Origin of the sequence: Enterococcus sp. DIV0170, assembly GCF_051710765.1 — a bacterium.
Classification (GTDB): Bacteria; Bacillota; Bacilli; order Lactobacillales; family Enterococcaceae; genus Enterococcus_A; species Enterococcus_A raffinosus.
In genome coordinates, this window is the sequence record NZ_JBIOLG010000002.1 from 395,047 (window position 1) to 414,309 (window position 19,263).

The window sequence follows — 19,263 nt, forward strand, 5'->3', positions numbered from 1 at the left end:
ATTTGGCAGGAGGATTAACAAAACACCAATTACAAATTATCGCTGAAGCTGTGATGAAGGAACAAAAGAAGCAGGACAAGAAGAAAAAAGTACCAAATAAGGATTGGCGTCTCCGAAATACAAAGACTTTGTTAAAACACTATACTTGGTTAGAAAAACATTGCGAAGAAATCATTGAAGACATAGATGATTACGAAGAAGTGATCTTTGATCCACAAGAATTAAGTTTAAGAGCATTGATGAAATATAAAGCAAAGACCAAGAGGATGCTGGATTACTTCAAGTCAACCTGGGGATCTTACAAGCAGTATTGCACAGATAAAGGTGGAGCAAATTTAAGACGTTGCCAAGTCATCGAGAAGCTATATATCATTCCCGACGCTATGAAAAAAGCAGAGTTGGCAGAATTGATGAATTTGGATGAACGAACAATCAGAAGAGACGAGACGAAAGCAACGCAAGAATTATCTATCTTTCTTTTTGGAATTGATAGCCTATCCGACCTAGAAAGAATGGTTCTGTAGCCAAATGTCCAAATCATGGTCTTGAAAGCGCCGATTTAAAGTTTTATTATGATAGCGTGAAATAAATGTGATTAGGAAGGCACCCTTTGTGGGTGTCTTTTTTCGTATACTAGAGAACAGAGTTTACAAAACAAACACGATGAGTGAGGTGGTGAAAGTGACTTGATTGAATGGGATAAAATCAGAGAAGAGTTTGAACAAGAAGATATAACTCTCAAAGCTTTAGCCGAAAAATATAATCTGAGTCCTTCTACAGTTCGTAGTAGAAAAAATCGTGAACATTGGCAACGCAACGAAAACAAAAACGTTGCAACACGACGCAACGCAACGGACAAGCCCGGAGGACAAAGAAAAAATAAAAATTCTATGGGGAATTCGGGAGGGCGCCCACCGCGCGGAAATCAGAACGCTTTTAAACATGGGCTTTTTGCCAAGTATATGCCAGAAGAGAGCCGAATGATTGCTGAGGAATTAATTGACTCGGATCCCTCAGATATCATCTGGAATAATATCATGATCCAATATACAGCGATTATCCGAGCACAAAGAATCATGTTTGTAGAGAGTCGTGACGATCTATCAAAAGAAACTTCTGGATGGTCTTCCGGAGCTGAGGGAGGTAGTGAATCTTATGCTATTCAATATGCATGGGATAAACAGGCTAATTTCCTGAATGCACAAGCACGGGCAATGAAGGCGTTATCTGATTTGATTAAGCAGTTCGTTCTGATTTCTGATGAACAGGACGAACGACGTCAGAAATTAACGATTATGAAAGCTCAGATCACAAAAGCTGAAGCAGAGGCTAAGATTACGCAACATGAAGCCAACAAACTTACCAACTCAAATTCTGGTAACGATCTATTGAAGGCTTTGTTGGACGTTAAATCTGGCGGGGACGGAAGTGGTTCTGATGAAGTTTAGTAGAAAACAACAGGAAAATATTAACTTTGATATGAGCAAGATCACCTTTGAACTAAACGAAGGGACACCACGAAGCGGTAAGACCACCGCCGATATATTTAAGATGGCGGACTTCTATTTGCGATCGCCTGACCAGAATCATCTGGTGAGTGCGTACAATCAAGAACAAGCCTTCCGAATGTTCATGGACGGTGACGGCTATGGATTGATGCACATCTTTGCTGAAAGCTCTGAGGTACGCCATGACTAGCACGGTGATCATCTCCTGTTGTATGCACCTAATGGGGAAAAGAAGATTTATTACAAAGGCGGCGGCAAAGTGAACAGTGTCGGCGCTATTACTGGTATGTCGCTTGGTTCTGTTACTTTCCTTGAGTTCAACTTGCTACACAAAGATTTTATTAATGAGTCCTTTCGGCGAACATTTGCCGCAGAGTGGCGTTATCACTTAGGCGAGCAAAACCCGCCAGCGCCAAACCATCCGAATTTAGAATTATTGGAACGTTTCGAGAAATCGGGGCGTTTTTTATTTAGACACTGGACACCAGATGATAACCCGATTTTGTCCGACGATCGAAAGCAGCAGCTTTTTGATGAGTTATCCAGTAGTGAGTATCTACTAGATCGTGACTGGTATGGCAAACGAGTTCTTCCAGAAGGTGTCATCTACTCCATGTTTGGTAAAGACAACAAGACCACAACGATCAAAGGTCGGGTGATTGAAACGTTCTTCACCGCTGATGGTGGGCAGTCTGATGCAACGACATGCGCTTTCTGGGTGGTGACCAATCACGGTGGGAAGTTTTATCTATACCGACTAGCCAACTACTATCACAGCGGTAGTGATACGGGTGTAACCAAAGCCATGTCGATCTATGCAAAAGAGATCAAACAGTTCGTCACATGGTGCTATGAGAAATGGAAAGATTTGCCGCATTGGAATTGGTTCTTTGTTGATCCGGCGTGTAAGACGTTACGAAGTGAACTCGAACTTATCGGTATTGATACTGAGAGAGCCGACAACAACAGCTCTGACAAGGTGTCCAGTAACGGCTTAAAAATTGAAGTCGGCATCGAGCGGCTGCAAAATACTATTCAGAGCCGGCAGTTCTTATTGCTCGATAGCGCGGATCAATTTGACCATTACAATTTTGAAAAAGAATTGTCCATGTACGTCCGGAACGACAATGGACTGCCGATCGATAAATACAATCATGCGCTTGATGAAGCGCGATACGGCAACAATTATTTTTATAAAACTTATATCGCCTAGAAAGAGGTGAAGCAATGTTTGAGAGAGTAAAAGCTCTATTCAGAATTGGAGGTGCAAAAGTGGGAGTCGTTCAAACTTTAAACGATATTACGGATCATCCCAAGATTTCCGTGAATGCTAGTGAATTCAACCGGATTCAAGATAACTGCAAAATCTACAAGAATACCTATCCTGATGTCTCTTATATCAATAGCGATGGGTTAATGACGACACGGCCGTTTCACTCGCTAAATGTTTCTAAAGTGGTGTCTAGGAAATTATCCAAGCTCGTTTTTAATGATGGTTGTGATATCACTGTTGATGATGACAAAGCAGACGAATTTCTTCAAAAAGTATTTAGCGATAACAAATTCAGAAAGAACTTTGGTGAGGAGTTAGAAGCGGGGTACGCAATCGGTGGTTTGGCATTGCGGCCGTATGTTGATACGAATACTGGAAAGATTAAAATATCTTATTGTCGCGCGGATACCTTCTATCCCTTGCAATCGAACACAAATGATATTTCAGAAGCGGCGATAGCGACGGTGACTCAGCAAGCAGAAGGTCAAAAGACTGTGTATTACACACTTCTAGAGTTCCACGAGTGGGAAAATGGGGCTTATTGGATTCGTAACGAGCTATATCGCTCTGAGGATCAGAACCAGGTAGGCGTAAAAGTTCCATTAGCTACGCTCGACAAATACAAGAAACTTAAAGATGAGGCGGAAATGAAGGGCTTTAGCCGCCCACTGTTCGTCTATATTAAGTTGGCAGGGAAAAACAACCTTGATCTAAATAGTCCGCTCAGTCTCGGTGTAATTGATAACGCCAAGCGGCAATTGATCGATATCAATGAAAAGTACGACGAATTTATGTGGGAGATCGCGGAAGCCAAGCGTAAAATTCTTGCGTCCGATCACTTTTTCAAAGTCCGCTTTGATGAGAAAGGTAATCCGATCAGGCGGTTCGATAGCAAAACGTCAGTTTACCAGCGCTTGAAATCAGATGAACCATTTATTGACGAGTTTTCGCCGTCGCTTCGCTCAACAGAGTTCATTGACAGTATAAACTTCATTCTTCGCATCATTGAGCTTCAGACAGGCTTTTCTAGTGGAACGTTTAGTTTTGATGGGAAATCTGTCAAGACGGCTACAGAGATCATCAGCGAAAATTCTGAGACATTCTCAACACGATCGGATAATGTTTTGATCGTTGAGGAAGCACTAAAAGAATTGATCACCACCATCTTTGAGTTGGCAGATGCCTATGATCTATTCTCAGCACCAGAAGAATTTGGAGTCAATATTGACTTTGATGATGGTGTATTTCAATCGCAGGACGCTAAAGCAGACTACTATTCTAAATTGGTCACTGCTGGTCTTTCCTCAAAGTTGAGCGCGATTCAGAAGCTCACTGGAGCAACCGAGAAGGAAGCTAAGAAGATCGTATACGAGATCAGAGCCGAGACTCTTGAAATGAACTATGCGGAACAAGAAAATAACTCTGCGAATCAACAGCTAGGGGATGATGAATAATGTCTGATCAGTTATTTCAATGTGGAAAGTGTGGACAGTTAACGAGACTTGTTAGAGATTCTGAAAAATTAGACGGCGGGATCGTTCATGAATTTGCAGAATGTGAAAAATGTCAGGGTAAGACGACTATTTTCTATTCTGACAAAGAGATCCGTTCTCTTTTAATCAAGCAGCAGAATACCAAACCAGGGAAATACCGAACGAAACTCGCTGCTGAAATTCAAGAGAAAATGAATCGATTGAGGCAGGAAATGGAGTGATAGCATGATCACACCGCATCAACTAGATTTATGGTCTAGTAACATGGCTCATCTCTATCAGTCATTAGAAGGCGAGCTGATACGTCTGATTGCAAAGCGTCTGAATACAGGGCATGATAACATTCTTGATTGGCAGCGTGAAAAGCTTCAAGAACTTCACTTGTTCAATAAGGAGGCAATCAAGGTCATTTCTCAGATCACAGGTATCGCGGAGTCAGAAGTGACGAGGATGTTTGAATCCTCCGGCGAGAAAATTGTTCGGGACATTGACAAGCAGATGCCTTATGATCCGCTACCGTTGCCGAACGATCTCGACAACATAATGAAGGCTTATCACGATCAAGTGTGGAGTGATATTAACAACTATGTGAATCAAACATTGCTTTCCACCAACTTTGGTTACGGCACTGCGACCACTCAAATGTTCAACGAAATCATAAACAAGACGACTGCTGCATTCAACAGCGGTCTTTTTACGTTTGAGGAAGCGTTAGAAAAAACTATTAGGGAATGGGCGCAAAAAGGTATCCGCTCTACATTCGTCGATAAAGGCGGCCATACGTGGAGTTTAGAGCGATACGCTCGAACTGTTTTGAAATCTACTCTAAATAACACTTACGACAAATTGCGTAAGGATCGCATGGCAGAGTATGGCGTCCACACTGTAATCGTCACGAGTCACATGGGAGCTCGACAAGCATGTTCATTGATACAAGGTCACGTTGTTGATCTTCGTGAATCTGTACCGTCTGACAGCGAGTACCGTAGTATTTATGATCCATACTGGAAAGCCGACTACGGCACAGCTAGTGGTCATAGAGGGGTCAATTGTGCTCATCTGCATATCCCATATATTCCCGGTGTAAATGAAAATAATCAGCCTAAGTTTGACGAAAAAGAAAATGCTAAAGTAGCCGAATTGACCAAAAGGCAAAGAGCCTTAGAACGTCAAATCGTTAAGTTGAAAAAGAATCAGGCAGTCGCTGAGGCGCTTGGCCAATCAGATAGCGCGAAAGCGTGGGGGCAAAGAGTCAGAGCCTCACAAGCGAAAATGAGAGAGCTCGTGGCCTCTAACGAATATCTAAGTCGTAACTATGCAAGAGAGAAAGTATACACACCGATAAATACTTTACTCAAAGATTTTAGATATGATGACTTTTAAAGGAGCTGAAACGTTATGGAAAACACTAACCGCAGTAACGAGCACGACTTCATCGACTTCTTTCGAGGTCTTGATGAAAATTATCAGCAATTCCTAATTGATGAAATGAAGAAACCTCCAGATAATCTAAAGAATTCAACCAAGGCAGATAGTGCCAGATTGATTGGTGATCCAAAATCTCGTTAGCTGACGTTAAGGCTATTTATTTTGCCCTGAATACGGCGTTAAACTGTTCACTCCATCGTGGTCGTTGCCACGTTAAAACTCGAAAGGATGAATGAAATGAAGAGAGAACAATTGAAAGAACTAGGTTTAACGGATGAACAAATCGAATCCACTATGGCGCTGCATGGTCAAACAGTGAATGATTTGAACAAAAGTTTAGCCACTACAGAACAAGAACGGGATCAATTCAAAGAGCAGCTTGATACAAACCAAACTGAACTGAACACACTTAAAGAGTCCGCAAAGGGCAATGAAGAGCTCACCCAACAATTGGCTGATTTGCAAAGTAAGTTCGATGCTGCAAAGACTGAATCTGAAACCAAGCTCACCGAGCAACAAAAAGACTTTGCGATTAAGTTAGCGCTGAAAGAAGCAAACGCGCTTGACGAAAGTATTGTTTTAGGGCTGTTAGATCGTGACACGATCAAAGTAACTGACAATGGTCTTCAAGGCTTAGATGAGCAACTGAATGGTTTGAAAGAAAGTAAATCCTTCTTGTTTCAAGAAACAACTGATCCAAACACAAAAGAAAAGCCAGAAATCGTCACTGCTGGAAATCCTGCTGGCGGCGGTCAAGGCAGTGATAAAACAATCGTACAAAAAATTCAAGAAAGATTAGGTGAATAATTATGGCATTAGTATTAGATAGTAAAGATTTAGCAACAATCGACAAAGAATTTCGTGCGGATTCCCAAGTCTGGGACGTTCTAACGCAAGGCGCAAAAAGCATCACTGCTGCAGATTTCGTTGGCGCGAATGAGGTTCGAATCAATAAAATGTCCGGATTTGTTGACGCCACTCAGTACAAACGTAACCAAGACAATGCTCGAAATGCAATTTCTATCGAGAAAGAGACGATCAAACTTACACATGAGGATTGGATGGCCTACGATGTTGATCAGCTGGATCAGTCGGAAAGTGCCGCTTTAACGATCAATAATGTTGTTACCGAGCACAAGCGTTTGATCACTACTCCGCATCGTGACAAAGTCGCAATTCAAGTCATGTTTGATAATGCTGGAACTAAAAAATCTGAAACATTGACGGAGGATACTGTTTTAGCTGCTTATGATGCCGCAGAAGAATACATGACGGATAACGAAGTTCCGGGTGGATATGTGATGTTTGTTTCTGCAGCGACGTATCGTTTGTTAAAGAACGCGAAAGGCGTCAGCAAAACCTTTTCAACTAATCAAATGCAAATTGCTGGAATTAATCGCACAGTAGCACAAATTGATGGTGGCGTTCCAATTCTCAAAGTTGCGAAAGATCGTATTAAAGGAATCAGCATTGAAGATTCGATCAACTTCATTGTTACACCGCTTGAAGCAGTTGCTCCAATTGTTAAATTTGGTACTGTTGACACTGTTCCAGCTTCGCAAGACCGCAATGGTTACCGCGATACTATCAAAGGTTTGGATTATTACGACGCGATAGTATTTGATAATGCAAAGAAAGCAATCTATGTTTCTTATATCCCAAAAGCGTAGCCCCATCAGGAGTTACGCTGAATAAAACGACGTTGACTCTTGAAGTTGGGGCAAACGAAACTCTGTCTGCGACTGTTGTACCTAGTGACGCTTCAGATAAGTCAGTCCAATATAGTTCGAGCAATACTGCTATTGCAACTGTCACTCCAGTACAAGGAAAAGTAACCGCCATTGCTGCAGGGGTTGCTACCATTACTGCTAAGACTATAAATGGAAAAACTGCAACATGTGAAGTTACAATAACTGAACCGAGTGGAGGCTAGTCTTTTGGCTAGCCTTTCTTTTATGGAAGGAGGCAAGTCATGAGCTATATTACATTCGAAGAATTCAAAAAAATCACTGGAAAATCGGATGAGTATAAAGAAACATTCGAAAAGTTCTATCGAAAAGCCACCGCAGTGATCGACAATATCACAAATCGTTTTTATCAGTTGCATAAGATCGCTGAAGATCCAATTTCCTTTCGAGTTGAACAATTCAAGTTAGCTCTTTGCAGCCAAATAGAATATTTCGGAGAGCTAGGAGCTGATACGTATGAGAGCATAAACAAAGCGCCACAGACTTTTTCTGCTGGTCGTACCAGTGTTTCAAATGGCAGCCGATATAATTCATCGGGAGCTAACGAGAGTAAGTCTTTAGTGGCAGAGGATATTTACATTTATCTGGAAGGCACAGGGCTTGTGTATCGAGGTGTTGAATCATGTTGATGCCGAAACCACCAAAAGAATTCCTAGTTGATGATTTTATGTACAGGGAATATTTGGGAGAAGGGGATTACAACAAACCAATTTATGGTGATTACGTAACTATAGAAAACAGCCGAATTGATCGAGGTACTCAATATACTTTTTCATCGAATGGGAAGCAGTTACTCTATAATGCAGTCGTTTTTTGCTATTCAGGATTGACTACCCCTATGCCTGTATTCAAGGAACAATCTTTAGTGATTTTTGATGGTAAAGAACACAAGGTAATAAGTGTGGATCGGGTCACTGAAGCCTATACAGACGACACATACTCATACGAGTTAGAGGTGATCTGATGGGTGTAGAAGTGAACATCAAGGGTGTTCGAGCTAAGGTTAGCCCTGAGGCTATGAAGCGCGGAAGGTATGCTTTTGGTAATCAAGCAATGGCAGATATGAATCCTTTTGTGCCTAAGAAAGAAAATATCCTAAGATCAACAGCACACCTGAAAAATGATGGAACCGCAATTCTTTATGAAACAAAATATGCAAAGCGCCAATTCTATTTAAGAGGTAAAAAGTACACGACACCTGCAACGGGCCCACGTTGGGACTTGAAAGCCAAGTCACTGCATGGTAAATCATGGAATCGAGCTTTTCTAAGAGGGGCGGGAATAAACTAATGGATTTTATCGATCGTATTAAAGATTCAATTAATTCAATTGATGGGTTACCTCTTTTAATCCGTAAAGGATACCTTTCTGCAGAGGAAAGCTTGGTGATTTATCCTTTGCCCGGTGGTCAGGTAGTAACCGAGTTTTATGACGGAGTAAAGGATCAACAACTGAATTATGAAATCGCAATGAAATCAAAAGATGGTGACAAGATAGAGCAAGTCTTGTGGTTGATCTCAGATTATTTAGAACAACTAGAAGCGATAACTAGCTCAAATAAATCATTTGAATTTAATAATCTCATTATAACGAGCAAGCCGTTTATCAATGATGCTGATGAACAAGGCTGGTTCGTTTTTTTATTAGACTTTCAAGTAAAACTAACAACCTTCAAGGGGGAAAAATAATGCAATTAAAAATGAATTTACAAACATTTGCCCGTAACAAGAATGCGAAACGGGAACATTACTTAGCTGAATACACACCAGGTCAAGAAACTGCACCAACAGCGGAAAGCGAAGAATGGTTACGGTTAGCCAAATATATTAGTTCGATTGGAGATGATACCGATGAACAAACAGACGATACAGGTTTTTACGATGGCGATGGAACACCAGAAACGACAGTAACGGCGGTCGCAGGCGCTTATAGTCCTGAAGGTTCCTACGATCCTGAGGATGCAGCACAAGCCTTGGTAGAATCAAAGAAATACAAAATTGGTGAAGGACGAAAAGTGTGGCATAAAGTCGTAATGACAAATGGAGATACTTATGTTGGGCGTGCAACGTTGACTGATATTGTCGCTGGTGCTGGAGATGCAACAGCATATGAAGATTTTAGCTGCACAATTACTTTTGATCGAATTCCAGAGAAAACACCAAAAAAATAGCGCCCGATGCCCCATCTATTGAAGTAACAGCTGGTGACGGAAAGGTGAGCTATAAACTTACTGATCCGTCCGGCGCATCGGATATTACTGGCTACAAGATTCTATATAGAACTGGATCGGCTATATTCACTGAAAAAGAAGTTACAACCAAAACGGGTGATATTAGTGGATTAACAAATGGATCGGAGTATGAGTTTAAGGCACAAGCTAAAAATGAAATTGGCTATGGAAAAGAAAGTGCCATTGTGAAAATAACTCCAACACCAGCTTAGGAGGACGAGAATGAAAGCTTTAAATATAAATGTGGAAAGAACAGGGTTCCCTGTCACATTAGCAGGATTAGATTTCTTTTTTGATTGTTCTGCGGAGCATATTGAAGAATATGAGGTTAAATATGCAGAAGTCGAAAAAAAACTAAATGAATTGAAGGATGATGACGATATCGAATCGAAGAAAGAAGCGCTTGGATTAGGCTATGACGTAATGCTTGGCGACGGAGCATTTTCGAAGCTATACAAAGAGGTGCCGGATCTTATTGCTTGGATTAATGCATTCTTTGATTTAGCTAGCGGGATTGCACAGAATATAGATGAGTTCAAACAAGAGCAAGAAAACAAATCAAATAATGTTCAAAAAGAATATTTGAAGAAAAAAGCTATTAAGAAGGGGTGACAAGTATGCGGTTAAATGATCCGCTTGTTACCTCTTTTTCTTTTTGTGAAAAAACCTATCCAATTGATTTAGCTTTTGACAATGTGCTAGACGTGTTTGATGTTCTAGCAGACAAAGAGCTGTTTAGTAAGCAAAAGATTGATTTGATTATTGAATTATTAGTAGGAGAAACGGATTTAAGTTTATCCGAAAAATTGGACATGTGGGAGTTAATTCGATCCAAGTTCATTTTATTCGAAGGAAATAATCAACCTGAAATTGATGAACTTGGAAATGAGTTACCAACAAAGCCGACCAAAAAGAGCTTAGATATCGTTTATGATGCGAAGTACATTTATGCGTCGTTCAGGCAAATAGGGATAAATCTATTCGCAGAGCAAGGAAAACTTTCTTGGCAAGAGTTCCAGGCACTTCTTGAGAGTTTACCAGACGATTCTATTATGCAACGGATTATCCAGATTCGAAATTGGGAACCTCAAAAAGGAATGGATGCAAAAGAAAAGCGTAGAATGCGTGAACTACAGCGCAAGTACGCTCTTCCAAATATGTTAAGAGAGGAGGATGACGATGAGTGATGGAACGGTATCGATATCCGTCAATGTTGACGGTAAAGATGTAACTGGATTGAATAAAAACTTGGATCAATTAGAGGGGAAATCTACAAAAGCCAATAAGAGCATTAGAGATATGGCCGTTGCTGTCGGAGCTGTAAAGCTTGCCAGTGCGGCTTTTAATGTGCTTAAAAACTCAGTTGGTGATGCAGTCTCACGCTTTGACACAATGCAGAAGTTTCCGAAAGTTATGAAAGCATTAGGTTTTAGTGCTGAAGACTCAGATAAATCCATCAAGAAGCTTTCTGATGGAATTGATGGATTACCGACTAAGTTAGATGACGTAGTAGCTAACACGCAACAAATGACGGCTATTACTGGAGACCTTGATAAATCCACGGATACTGTTTTAGCTCTGAATAACGCCTTTCTTGCTTCTGGAGCTTCTACCGATGATGCAAATCGAGGGATGCAACAATTCAATCAAATGCTCTCCACAGGGACAGTCGATTTAGAATCTTGGAAAACATTACAAGAAACAATGCCTCTTGCGTTGCAAAAGACTGCAGAAGCAATGGGGTACACAGGAAAATCAGCACAGAGAGACTTATATGCTGCTTTAAAAGAAGGTACTGTAACCTTTGATGACTTTCAAAATAAACTAATTGAGTTAGGTACTGGCACTGGTGATTTAGCCAAATTGGCGAAAGAAAATAGTCTCGGCTTAGCAACTTCATTTAGTAATTTGAAGAATTCAATTTCTAAAAACCTAGGAAACATACTTACTAAGTTTGACGAATTAGTCCAAAAGCTGAGCGGTAAAACAATAGCCCAGCACATAGACAGTTTAAAAGGAGTGATTAACTCTGCTGGTGCAGCGATAGTCAAATCGATGGATAACATAATTCCGTTGATTCAAAAAGGAACCGCATTTGTTAAAGAGCATTCAACTGCTTTCAAAATCCTTGGTGGGATTATTGTTTCTGTAGCGTCAGGTTTTCTTGCATTTAACGGAACTATAGGAATTTTAAATAGTGTTTCCAATGCAATAAAAGGTGTTAAATCAGCATTTACTTTGATGAAGACTGCAATGATGGCTAACCCATTCGCTTTAGTGATAGCAGGAATTGCGACACTGACAGCAGGGTTTGTTTATTTCTATAAAACCAACGAGGGGTTTAGAAATAAAGTAAATGAAATAGGTGAGGCGTTATCTTCGCTATTGGCTCCTATGAATAAAGTATTAGCAGGATTAAAGTTACTATGGCAAGGATTTAAAGCTATATTTACTTCCGACTGGAGCGTTAATGTAGCAAATTTAAAAAACGAATTTACAAAACTATTCCCGGAATCATTATGGAATGGAATGACACGTTTAGCGAATGGTCTAAAAAATGTTGTAGAAGGAACCAAATTACTAGCAAAAGCCTTTAAAGCAATTGCGTTTAATGATTGGAGTATAAGTGTAGCAGAACTACATAATCGATTCAGCGAGATGCTGCCAGAGTCTATTTGGAATGGAATGACAAAATTAGCAAATGGCGTAAAAACATTGATCGGAAGCTTTAAATCAGGATCAAGCTCTGTTGACTTTTTTGGAATTGGGCTTAAGGTGATTAAATCCATATTTCTAGCTCTGCTTGGACCAGTTGGGTTAGTAATTAAAGCTTTTGAATTATTTGCAAAAGTAATCGGTGGCGGAGATATTTCAAAAGGCATGGACACAATTTTCAGTTCGATTCAGGGGCTAGCTGAAGGCATAGCTACATATGGTCCACAATTAGGAACTTCTTTCGGAACTGCGCTACAAGGGATATTAGGAGCTATTGCAGCAGCTTTGCCGGGAATTATTTCAGGCGGCCTTCAAGTTATAGCAGGCTTTGTTCTTGGGATTGCACAGGGACTACCAATGATTGCTTTAGCTGCTGTTCAATTGATCAATTCTTTTACTCAATCAATGTTGATACTAATTCCAACAATTATAGAATCATCTACTAAAATCATCGTTGCATGGATAAGCGGATTAACCACTGCTTTACCACAAATAATAGAAGCTGGTATCGGTCTAATTAATGCACTTCTACAAGGCATTACTCAACAATTACCTACTCTTGTATCTAATGGAGCGAATTTAGTGGTTACTTGGTTACAAGCGCTAACGCAAAGATTACCAGACATCATTGTCGCTGGAATGAGCCTACTTATCGCTTTGCTTCAAGGTATCGCTTCTAAGATTAGCGATTTAATAAATGCTGCTATTTCAGTAGTTGTAAATTTCGCAAATGCAATAGCTTCTCGAATGGGAGATATCGTGAATGTAGCGGTTAATTTGATGGTGAATTTCGTTAATGCTTTAGCTTCAAGAATGCCAGATATTGTGAGCTCTGCAGCAAATCTTATAGCTAATTTTATCAACAGTATTGCAAATAATTTAGGTAAAATCATTGATTCGGCAGTAAATCTTATTGTGAAGTTTTTAGAAGGAATTGCCCGGAAAATCCCGGATATCGTGAACGCTGCAATGGATTTAGTTGACGCATTAGTTAGAGGTGTTGTTCAAGCACAAGGTAGACTGATGGATGCTGCGATTGATTTAATTAATGGATTTGCAAACAATATTAGAGATAGACAAGATGATGTGAGAAATGCTGCATGGAACTTACTAGAAGCTATTATTGGTGTATTTGTTCCAGATAGCTTATGGAATGCTGGAATATCCATCATTAATGGTTTCTTGGATGGACTTCAAGCAGGCTTTGAGAACGTAAAGAGCTTTGTCGGGGGAATTGCGGATTGGATAGAAGCCAATAAAGGACCTATTTCTTATGACAAAAAATTGTTAATCCCAGCAGGTAAATCTATCATGGATGGCTTAAACAGAGGATTGAATTCCAGTTTCAGAAGTGTTCAAAAAAATATATCCACTATGGGAGATCGACTATCAACGAATTTTGATTTGGGATTTTACGGAAACAGTCTATCAAAAATTAGCCCTGAGACTGCTTTAGGAGCTGGAAGAATGGGCTTGGTTAGCACCGGAAATCAAATTATTAATAACTCTAGCGAATCAAAGTCTTATTCACCGATCTTTAAATTTAATATAGAACACGTTGATTTATCGAGTGATCAATCGATCGAAGATACTTCTCTGCAATTAGCCAAACTGACAGAAAGACAAACAAGGGGGCGATTAAAATAGATTTTACAAAGTTACCCTATTTCCAATTTCGAGGAAGACGATCTAATGAATTTCTTATGAGAATAAGAAATGACATGGATTTTGTAATACCTCAGGCTTCATTAGACTTTACAGAGGTTGATGGACGAAATTCTGACATAATTCATGATAAGGGAAAGTATAAAGATATAGAAAAAAGCTTCCCTGTAAGAATATATAAAGAAAAAGATAAAACTATTGCCACTCAACTAAGAAATATAGCTGGGTGGCTTTATCTGTCGCATAAGTATGAGTCACTATTATTCAGCGAGTACAATGAGTATTTTTACAAAGCGCTAGGATATAGCGGAACCTCTGGTAAGGATTTAAGACGTAATTGGTTGGATATCAATTTTACCTTTAAATGTCAACCTTTTGTATTCCGCTTAGATGGTGAAGATGAACGAGAAATTCTTAGTGGTCAGTCGATTACCAACCCAGAAATTTTTACGAGCTTACCTATCATATCTTTCAATAAAACTACCGCTACCGCTGATAGTAACATTTATATTAATGGCCAACAGTTCCGCATTGCAAAAGAAGCAGGGACAGGAGTCATTACGATGGATTGCGAAAATGGTATTGCCTATAAAACAGGAGGAGTAAATGTGTCGAAACACTGCTTTATGAATACTGCTGGCTACAATCCGATTATCTTGCAACCGGGGAAGAATGAAATCTCCTATAACAACATTGATCAATTCAAAATCAAGCCTAGATGGAGGAACTTAGCCGTATGAGTACAATTATTTTGCACGATAAGAAAAATAATAATTGGTCTTCGTTAGGCATTGGTCCGTTAAGTGATGCTATTAACCCATTAGTTCAAAGAGAGCGAAATGGCATTTACGATCTTAGTTTTAAGTATCCTGTGAACGCGCCTTTGTTTAAAGAATTAAAGGTTGGCAGGTGGGTTGTAACGGATGCTGGGCCAACGATTCAAGCTCAAAGTCAGCGTTTCGAAATCTCCCAAATAACGAAACCAATCAATGGAATCGTAACCGTTTATTGTGAACATTATCGGTATCAGTTACTGCGTTCGATTGTCAAATTAGGGCCGGTATTCAAAAATATTTCTGCTCAAACTGCTTTGAACCAACTTCAAGACAGAATGGAACCGAAAGGTGACTTTACTTTCTTTAGCGACATTTCGACAACATCATCCATCGACTTTACCGATCCTGCAAAATTCGCCAATGCTCAGGAAGTTCTTGGCGGCGTTCGTGGATCAGTTCTTGACAACTTTGGTGGCGAATATGTTTTTAATAATAACCAAGTACGATTAATAGCTCAAGCAGGAAAAGACACCAGTATTGTTATCGCCTATGGGAAAAATCTTACGGATATTAGCCAAGAGGAATCGATAGAAAACACGTATACATCTGTTTACGGTTGGGCAAAAGTCGGTAATGGGGATGACGAAAAAATAATTACATTGCCTGAAACGTACATCGACAGTAGTTACGTCAACAATTACACCCAACGGCGCATTCAAATGGTTGATTTTAGTGAGAAAGAGCCAAGAGATGTTGAGTCATTAAGGAACCTCGTTGACCGTTATATTAAGGACAATAAGGTGGGAATCCCAAAGGTCAGTATCAAAACGAGCTTTGTCGATTTAGCAAGTTCAGTCATCAAAGATGATATAAGCAATATTGAATCGATTGATCTTTGTGATTGGGTAACAGTTGCTTTTAATGAGCTAGAAATCAATACATCGGCTCAAATTGTAAAAACCGTATGGAATGTCACACTAGATACGTATGAATCGGTTGAATTAGGGGAAGCGAGAACCGATTTCTCTAAGGTTCTTGTTGATTCGCAACTTGATACAGCTCCCATCGTTAAAAAAGTTGATTGGTTGGAACAAGCTCAAAAAGAAGCCACGGACATTATTAAGAATCCAGGGGAAGGGCATGTAGTGATCTATCCATCTTTAGCAGATCCGCAGGAATTGTTGATCATGGATACCACAAATATTAATACAGCCCAAAAAGTATGGCGGTGGAATGTTGGCGGGCTTGGCTTTAGTTCAACAGGCTACAATGGCACGTACGGACTGGCTATGACCAATAATGGCGCGATAGTTGCAGATAGAATGACTACCGGAACATTGCGAGCAATCAATATCATGGGTGTAGCAATTACCGGAAGTTCCATTCTATCCACAAATAGTAATACAGATATTTTTTTAAATGATGGACAGTTACACTTTATTGATAAAATGAATGGTCGGACTGCTGCTATCATTGATACGTATGCCAATGGGGCTAATTCAATTATGCGTATTGGTGCAAGTAAAAATGGGAATACGTACAAAGGTCAGTTCAATTTTGCCAGTTACTTTGCGAACCTAAATGTTGATTCATACGACAATAATTATGATTCAACTGTAGGAGTTGGGAGTGGGGTAGGTACGAATAGAAACGGCTATGCGTATGTTGGAAATAATAGAAAACGGGACAGTGATTTCTCGGGGTTACAAGCAATTGGGGAGAATATTTTTCTTCAAGCCAAATCTCTCCAATTAATCGCTACTAGTGACATTACGGTATTTAAAGATATCGATATGAATGGAAATAGAATCGTAAATCAATCTGACATACGGTTAAAAGAAAATATCACACCGTCTGTGGTAGATGGTATAAGTGAAACGAAAAAACTGGAGTTTTATGAGTTTAATCGTAGGCAAAACTACAAATATTCCGATGAAAACCGCCAGCCTCCCAAAACCAGAGAATTGGGACTGATTGCTCAGTATTCACCATTCTTGTTATTAGAGTCATCGAAGGACCATTATTTGGGGATTGATGTGAATAAGCAAATTATGTTGAATAGTTTGACGAACAAGCAACTAATCGAAAAAATTGAACAGCTGGAAAAGCAATTAAATTGTTCGAAAAAGAATAAACGGAAATACCGCCGAGGAGGAGTTCGATGAGCAACAAAATCTTAAACTTAGACTTTTCAAAAGATCCAATGCCGCCAAAGATTATTTATGGACGTGTTGGTGACGACACGATGCAGACGGTGACGGTTAATGTTACTCGTCGTGACGAGATTGCGGATCTCACAGGAGGAAAACTTAGATTTGAAGGCGTTTCTTATGAAGGGCAAACAAAAGTTTTCGATTCAGAAAATATCAACAGTACTACTACAGGATTAACAAAAGGCACGTTTGAATACACTTTTCCAAGTAAAGCATTTAGTGTAGCTGGGAAGTACCAGCGAGCGTATTTTTCTTTCGAGAAAGATGGGAAAAGAGATACTACTGCTGATTTTGAAATGATTGTTTTAGATACCGCTGATCTGAATACTGAAGAAGCAGAGGCGGTTATTTCAGAATACAATAAATTAGTTGAAGATTTAAAACGAATTCAGAAAGAAACACTTGAGCAATTGCAAAATGAGCAAAATGAGTATCTTCTTGGTGTGTCTCAAAAGGTAGAAGAAATAAAGGCTCAAATTGCAACTTTTGAAAGTGATATTTCGAAACTCCAAACAAGAATAAATGAAACAGTTAATCAGGCTCAGGATGCCGTAAATTCAACGGCTAAAACTGCTGAAAGAGAAATTGCAGATAACGTGTCTGCAGCGTTGAGTGTAATTTCAGATGCCTTAGAAGAATTTAAAGCGGGAGAATTTTATACTAAGCTTGAAGCAGACTCTCGTTTCCTACGAAAATTCGAGGAGAGTATCACCAGTCAAAATTGGAATAGCTTGACTTCAATCGGGACATATGCAGTAGAAAACGCGACAGGTGAAAATAGAGCGGGTACAAATGGGACGTTATTGGTTCAAGGAAAGTCGAACAACGCAGATACATTGACACAATTATTTGTGGGAACTGATGCGATAGTGTTCAGGTATAAATACTACAACTCTGCCTGGACAAAGTGGACGGAAGTTGGAAAAGACATTGAGAATATTGGCGAACAATTAATACGTGAGATTGACGCGGATATGGATATTCGAGCGACATTTGATCTAGCATTAGATGATAGCTCGGTGTTTATTGGATCCTACATCGGACAGTCGGTGCCGTTACCTAGTTCTGAGCAATGGAGACAGTTATCTGCTGATGAAATTGAGCGGATTAAGACGAATGATGATCAGTTTCTACAGTACACCACCATTCCGAACGACGCTCCCAGTGCAGGTATAATGGTTAACATCAATTTAGTTCAAGCCTTTAAGAATTATTTTGGAGAGGACTACTTCATTAAAAAAGGAGCGAATGACGTTCCTTCTCAAGTGGCCGTAATTAAATCGATGTTTAGTTCAGTCATAACATCAAAAGGGTACAGCTCCGGATATGAAAATAGATATTCGATTCGAATATACGATTATTCTCAAAGCTATTTTGCACCACAATTCAATCATCGCGAGGCAACGCCAACTGAAGTAACTGCTTCTCTAACGTTAGATTTATCTGACAATGTAATTAGTGATATGGGCATCTTATCAGTGAGAATTGATGGCGTTACTGCGACAACTGTCCGTGGGTCAGAATTGATTATTGATTCGATTTCTATAAAAATGGGGTATGTTGCTAGTCTTAAAGATGAGCTAAAAAAACGTATTGGTGGGGTGGACTTCGCTACGCAGGAAGAAGTGAATGAAGGAAAAGAAACAGAAAAGGCCATAAGTCCTAAAACGTTTGATAAAAAGTTAGATGATTTAAATCTATCTGGTGGTTTTGGTGCGTTTAACATGAGTGTTTTCAATGGGGATCAAGGACAAGTAACTGGTAATGGAATTCATGGGAAAGAAGTGTTATCAGGCTCCCAGATTATTCATATGAGACCAGATGAGCCAGCGGCAATAAGGGCAACAAATGGCCGTATAAAAGTAAGTGAAGATGGAACTTATTTGTTTATCATTCATACGTGGTATCAAATAGGCACACAAACAAATGGCTATCTATATTTTAATTTGTTAAAGAATGGTTCTCGGGCAGGCAACCATGACCGGGTGACTGGTCAAGGGGTAGATGCACTCAAAAATAGATGGGACGGAACAGGACAGTGTGTAAACACAGCGAATGCAGGAGATGAGTTTTCTGTAGGTATTGAAACCAATATTACCGGCGAATTCACGAATGTTGGGACAAAAACAATAACTGTTATCAAATTAGCATAGATAAATAAGCAACGATTGAGCGCACTTTCGGGTGTGCTTTTTATTTTAGGAAGGAAGAGGG

Annotated in this window: 21 protein-coding genes and 1 pseudogene; all 22 read left to right on the forward strand. The window is 39.7% G+C overall.

Going from position 1 to position 19,263, the window contains the following annotated elements:
* Nucleotides 1–2: 2 nt before the first annotated feature.
* Nucleotides 3–524, forward strand: a complete 522-nt coding sequence (locus IGI50_RS17560) for a hypothetical protein (protein WP_438777926.1) — start codon at nucleotides 3–5, stop codon at nucleotides 522–524.
* A 162-nt stretch (nucleotides 525–686) separates the two neighbouring features.
* On the forward strand, nucleotides 687–1,448 hold the full coding sequence (terS, locus tag IGI50_RS17565; RefSeq protein ID WP_438777927.1) for a phage terminase small subunit: 762 nt from the start codon (nucleotides 687–689) through the stop codon (nucleotides 1,446–1,448).
* Nucleotides 1,438–2,721: pseudogene (locus tag IGI50_RS17570) on the forward strand (PBSX family phage terminase large subunit). The gene terS and the pseudogene IGI50_RS17570 overlap by 11 nt, the downstream one beginning before the upstream one ends.
* 14 nt (nucleotides 2,722–2,735) lie before the next feature.
* Nucleotides 2,736–4,235 carry a phage portal protein gene (locus IGI50_RS17575; protein ID WP_438777928.1) on the forward strand — a complete coding sequence of 500 codons (1,500 nt, stop codon included), beginning with the start codon at nucleotides 2,736–2,738 and terminating at the stop codon, nucleotides 4,233–4,235.
* On the forward strand, nucleotides 4,235–4,495 hold the full coding sequence (locus IGI50_RS17580; RefSeq protein WP_438777929.1) for a hypothetical protein: 261 nt from the start codon (nucleotides 4,235–4,237) through the stop codon (nucleotides 4,493–4,495). The genes IGI50_RS17575 and IGI50_RS17580 overlap by 1 nt, the downstream gene beginning before the upstream one ends.
* A 4-nt stretch (nucleotides 4,496–4,499) precedes the next feature.
* Entirely contained in the window at nucleotides 4,500–5,657 is a 1,158-nt protein-coding gene (locus IGI50_RS17585; protein ID WP_438777930.1) for a phage minor capsid protein, read from the forward strand.
* Nucleotides 5,658–5,672: 15 nt separating this feature from the next.
* Nucleotides 5,673–5,843, forward strand: coding sequence for a hypothetical protein (locus IGI50_RS17590; RefSeq protein WP_438777931.1), 171 nt, complete (start codon nucleotides 5,673–5,675; stop codon nucleotides 5,841–5,843).
* Nucleotides 5,844–5,939: 96 nt separating this feature from the next.
* Nucleotides 5,940–6,509: a phage scaffolding protein gene (locus IGI50_RS17595; RefSeq protein WP_438777932.1), complete on the forward strand. Its 570-nt coding sequence runs from the start codon at nucleotides 5,940–5,942 to the stop codon at nucleotides 6,507–6,509.
* A 2-nt stretch (nucleotides 6,510–6,511) separates the two neighbouring features.
* Nucleotides 6,512–7,372 (forward strand): capsid protein, encoded by an 861-nt coding sequence (locus IGI50_RS17600; RefSeq protein ID WP_438777933.1) that lies wholly within the window; start codon nucleotides 6,512–6,514, stop codon nucleotides 7,370–7,372.
* 17 nt (nucleotides 7,373–7,389) lie between these two features.
* Complete coding sequence (locus IGI50_RS17605; protein ID WP_438778435.1) at nucleotides 7,390–7,635, forward strand: Ig-like domain-containing protein; 246 nt, start codon at nucleotides 7,390–7,392, stop codon at nucleotides 7,633–7,635.
* A gap of 39 nt (nucleotides 7,636–7,674) precedes the next feature.
* Nucleotides 7,675–8,079: a hypothetical protein gene (locus IGI50_RS17610; RefSeq protein ID WP_438777934.1), complete on the forward strand. Its 405-nt coding sequence runs from the start codon at nucleotides 7,675–7,677 to the stop codon at nucleotides 8,077–8,079.
* Nucleotides 8,073–8,414 carry a putative minor capsid protein gene (locus IGI50_RS17615; protein ID WP_438777935.1) on the forward strand — a complete coding sequence of 114 codons (342 nt, stop codon included), beginning with the start codon at nucleotides 8,073–8,075 and terminating at the stop codon, nucleotides 8,412–8,414. Before IGI50_RS17610 ends, IGI50_RS17615 begins: the two co-directional genes overlap by 7 nt.
* Nucleotides 8,414–8,740: a minor capsid protein gene (locus tag IGI50_RS17620; RefSeq protein ID WP_438777936.1), complete on the forward strand. Its 327-nt coding sequence runs from the start codon at nucleotides 8,414–8,416 to the stop codon at nucleotides 8,738–8,740. Before IGI50_RS17615 ends, IGI50_RS17620 begins: the two co-directional genes overlap by 1 nt.
* Nucleotides 8,740–9,138, forward strand: a complete 399-nt coding sequence (locus tag IGI50_RS17625; RefSeq protein WP_438777937.1) for a minor capsid protein — start codon at nucleotides 8,740–8,742, stop codon at nucleotides 9,136–9,138. The genes IGI50_RS17620 and IGI50_RS17625 overlap by 1 nt, the downstream gene beginning before the upstream one ends.
* Complete coding sequence (locus IGI50_RS17630) at nucleotides 9,138–9,620, forward strand: phage tail tube protein (protein ID WP_438777938.1); 483 nt, start codon at nucleotides 9,138–9,140, stop codon at nucleotides 9,618–9,620. Before IGI50_RS17625 ends, IGI50_RS17630 begins: the two co-directional genes overlap by 1 nt.
* A gap of 17 nt (nucleotides 9,621–9,637) precedes the next feature.
* Entirely contained in the window at nucleotides 9,638–9,892 is a 255-nt protein-coding gene (locus tag IGI50_RS17635; protein ID WP_227655614.1) for a fibronectin type III domain-containing protein, read from the forward strand.
* 10 nt (nucleotides 9,893–9,902) lie between these two features.
* Nucleotides 9,903–10,292, forward strand: coding sequence for a hypothetical protein (locus IGI50_RS17640; RefSeq protein WP_438777939.1), 390 nt, complete (start codon nucleotides 9,903–9,905; stop codon nucleotides 10,290–10,292).
* Between the two features lie 5 nt (nucleotides 10,293–10,297).
* Nucleotides 10,298–10,867 carry a Gp15 family bacteriophage protein gene (locus tag IGI50_RS17645; protein WP_438777940.1) on the forward strand — a complete coding sequence of 190 codons (570 nt, stop codon included), beginning with the start codon at nucleotides 10,298–10,300 and terminating at the stop codon, nucleotides 10,865–10,867.
* Nucleotides 10,860–14,042, forward strand: a complete 3,183-nt coding sequence (locus tag IGI50_RS17650) for a tape measure protein (protein ID WP_438777941.1) — start codon at nucleotides 10,860–10,862, stop codon at nucleotides 14,040–14,042. The genes IGI50_RS17645 and IGI50_RS17650 overlap by 8 nt, the downstream gene beginning before the upstream one ends.
* 74 nt (nucleotides 14,043–14,116) lie before the next feature.
* A complete protein-coding gene (locus tag IGI50_RS17655; protein WP_438777942.1) occupies nucleotides 14,117–14,800 on the forward strand; it encodes a phage tail protein in 684 nt (227 codons plus the stop codon).
* Nucleotides 14,797–17,001 (forward strand): phage tail spike protein, encoded by a 2,205-nt coding sequence (locus tag IGI50_RS17660; RefSeq protein WP_438777943.1) that lies wholly within the window; start codon nucleotides 14,797–14,799, stop codon nucleotides 16,999–17,001. The genes IGI50_RS17655 and IGI50_RS17660 overlap by 4 nt, the downstream gene beginning before the upstream one ends.
* A complete protein-coding gene (locus IGI50_RS17665; protein WP_438777944.1) occupies nucleotides 16,998–19,202 on the forward strand; it encodes a BppU family phage baseplate upper protein in 2,205 nt (734 codons plus the stop codon). Before IGI50_RS17660 ends, IGI50_RS17665 begins: the two co-directional genes overlap by 4 nt.
* The last annotated feature ends 61 nt before the right edge of the window (nucleotides 19,203–19,263 follow it).

Bases quoted from the DNA above. Each gene is read 5' to 3' on its own strand.
- IGI50_RS17575 (WP_438777928.1), top strand. From the start codon at position 2,736: ATGTTTGAGAGAGTAAAAGCTCTATTCAGAATTGGAGGTGCAAAAGTG.
- IGI50_RS17580 (WP_438777929.1), top strand. From the start codon at position 4,235: ATGTCTGATCAGTTATTTCAATGTGGAAAGTGTGGACAGTTAACGAGA.
- IGI50_RS17585 (WP_438777930.1), top strand. From the start codon at position 4,500: ATGATCACACCGCATCAACTAGATTTATGGTCTAGTAACATGGCTCAT.
- IGI50_RS17590 (WP_438777931.1), top strand. From the start codon at position 5,673: ATGGAAAACACTAACCGCAGTAACGAGCACGACTTCATCGACTTCTTT.
- IGI50_RS17595 (WP_438777932.1), top strand. From the start codon at position 5,940: ATGAAGAGAGAACAATTGAAAGAACTAGGTTTAACGGATGAACAAATC.
- IGI50_RS17600 (WP_438777933.1), top strand. From the start codon at position 6,512: ATGGCATTAGTATTAGATAGTAAAGATTTAGCAACAATCGACAAAGAA.
- IGI50_RS17610 (WP_438777934.1), top strand. From the start codon at position 7,675: ATGAGCTATATTACATTCGAAGAATTCAAAAAAATCACTGGAAAATCG.
- IGI50_RS17615 (WP_438777935.1), top strand. From the start codon at position 8,073: ATGTTGATGCCGAAACCACCAAAAGAATTCCTAGTTGATGATTTTATG.
- IGI50_RS17620 (WP_438777936.1), top strand. From the start codon at position 8,414: ATGGGTGTAGAAGTGAACATCAAGGGTGTTCGAGCTAAGGTTAGCCCT.
- IGI50_RS17625 (WP_438777937.1), top strand. From the start codon at position 8,740: ATGGATTTTATCGATCGTATTAAAGATTCAATTAATTCAATTGATGGG.
- IGI50_RS17630 (WP_438777938.1), top strand. From the start codon at position 9,138: ATGCAATTAAAAATGAATTTACAAACATTTGCCCGTAACAAGAATGCG.
- IGI50_RS17640 (WP_438777939.1), top strand. From the start codon at position 9,903: ATGAAAGCTTTAAATATAAATGTGGAAAGAACAGGGTTCCCTGTCACA.
- IGI50_RS17645 (WP_438777940.1), top strand. From the start codon at position 10,298: ATGCGGTTAAATGATCCGCTTGTTACCTCTTTTTCTTTTTGTGAAAAA.
- IGI50_RS17650 (WP_438777941.1), top strand. From the start codon at position 10,860: ATGAGTGATGGAACGGTATCGATATCCGTCAATGTTGACGGTAAAGAT.
- IGI50_RS17655 (WP_438777942.1), top strand. From the start codon at position 14,117: ATGGATTTTGTAATACCTCAGGCTTCATTAGACTTTACAGAGGTTGAT.
- IGI50_RS17660 (WP_438777943.1), top strand. From the start codon at position 14,797: ATGAGTACAATTATTTTGCACGATAAGAAAAATAATAATTGGTCTTCG.
- IGI50_RS17665 (WP_438777944.1), top strand. From the start codon at position 16,998: ATGAGCAACAAAATCTTAAACTTAGACTTTTCAAAAGATCCAATGCCG.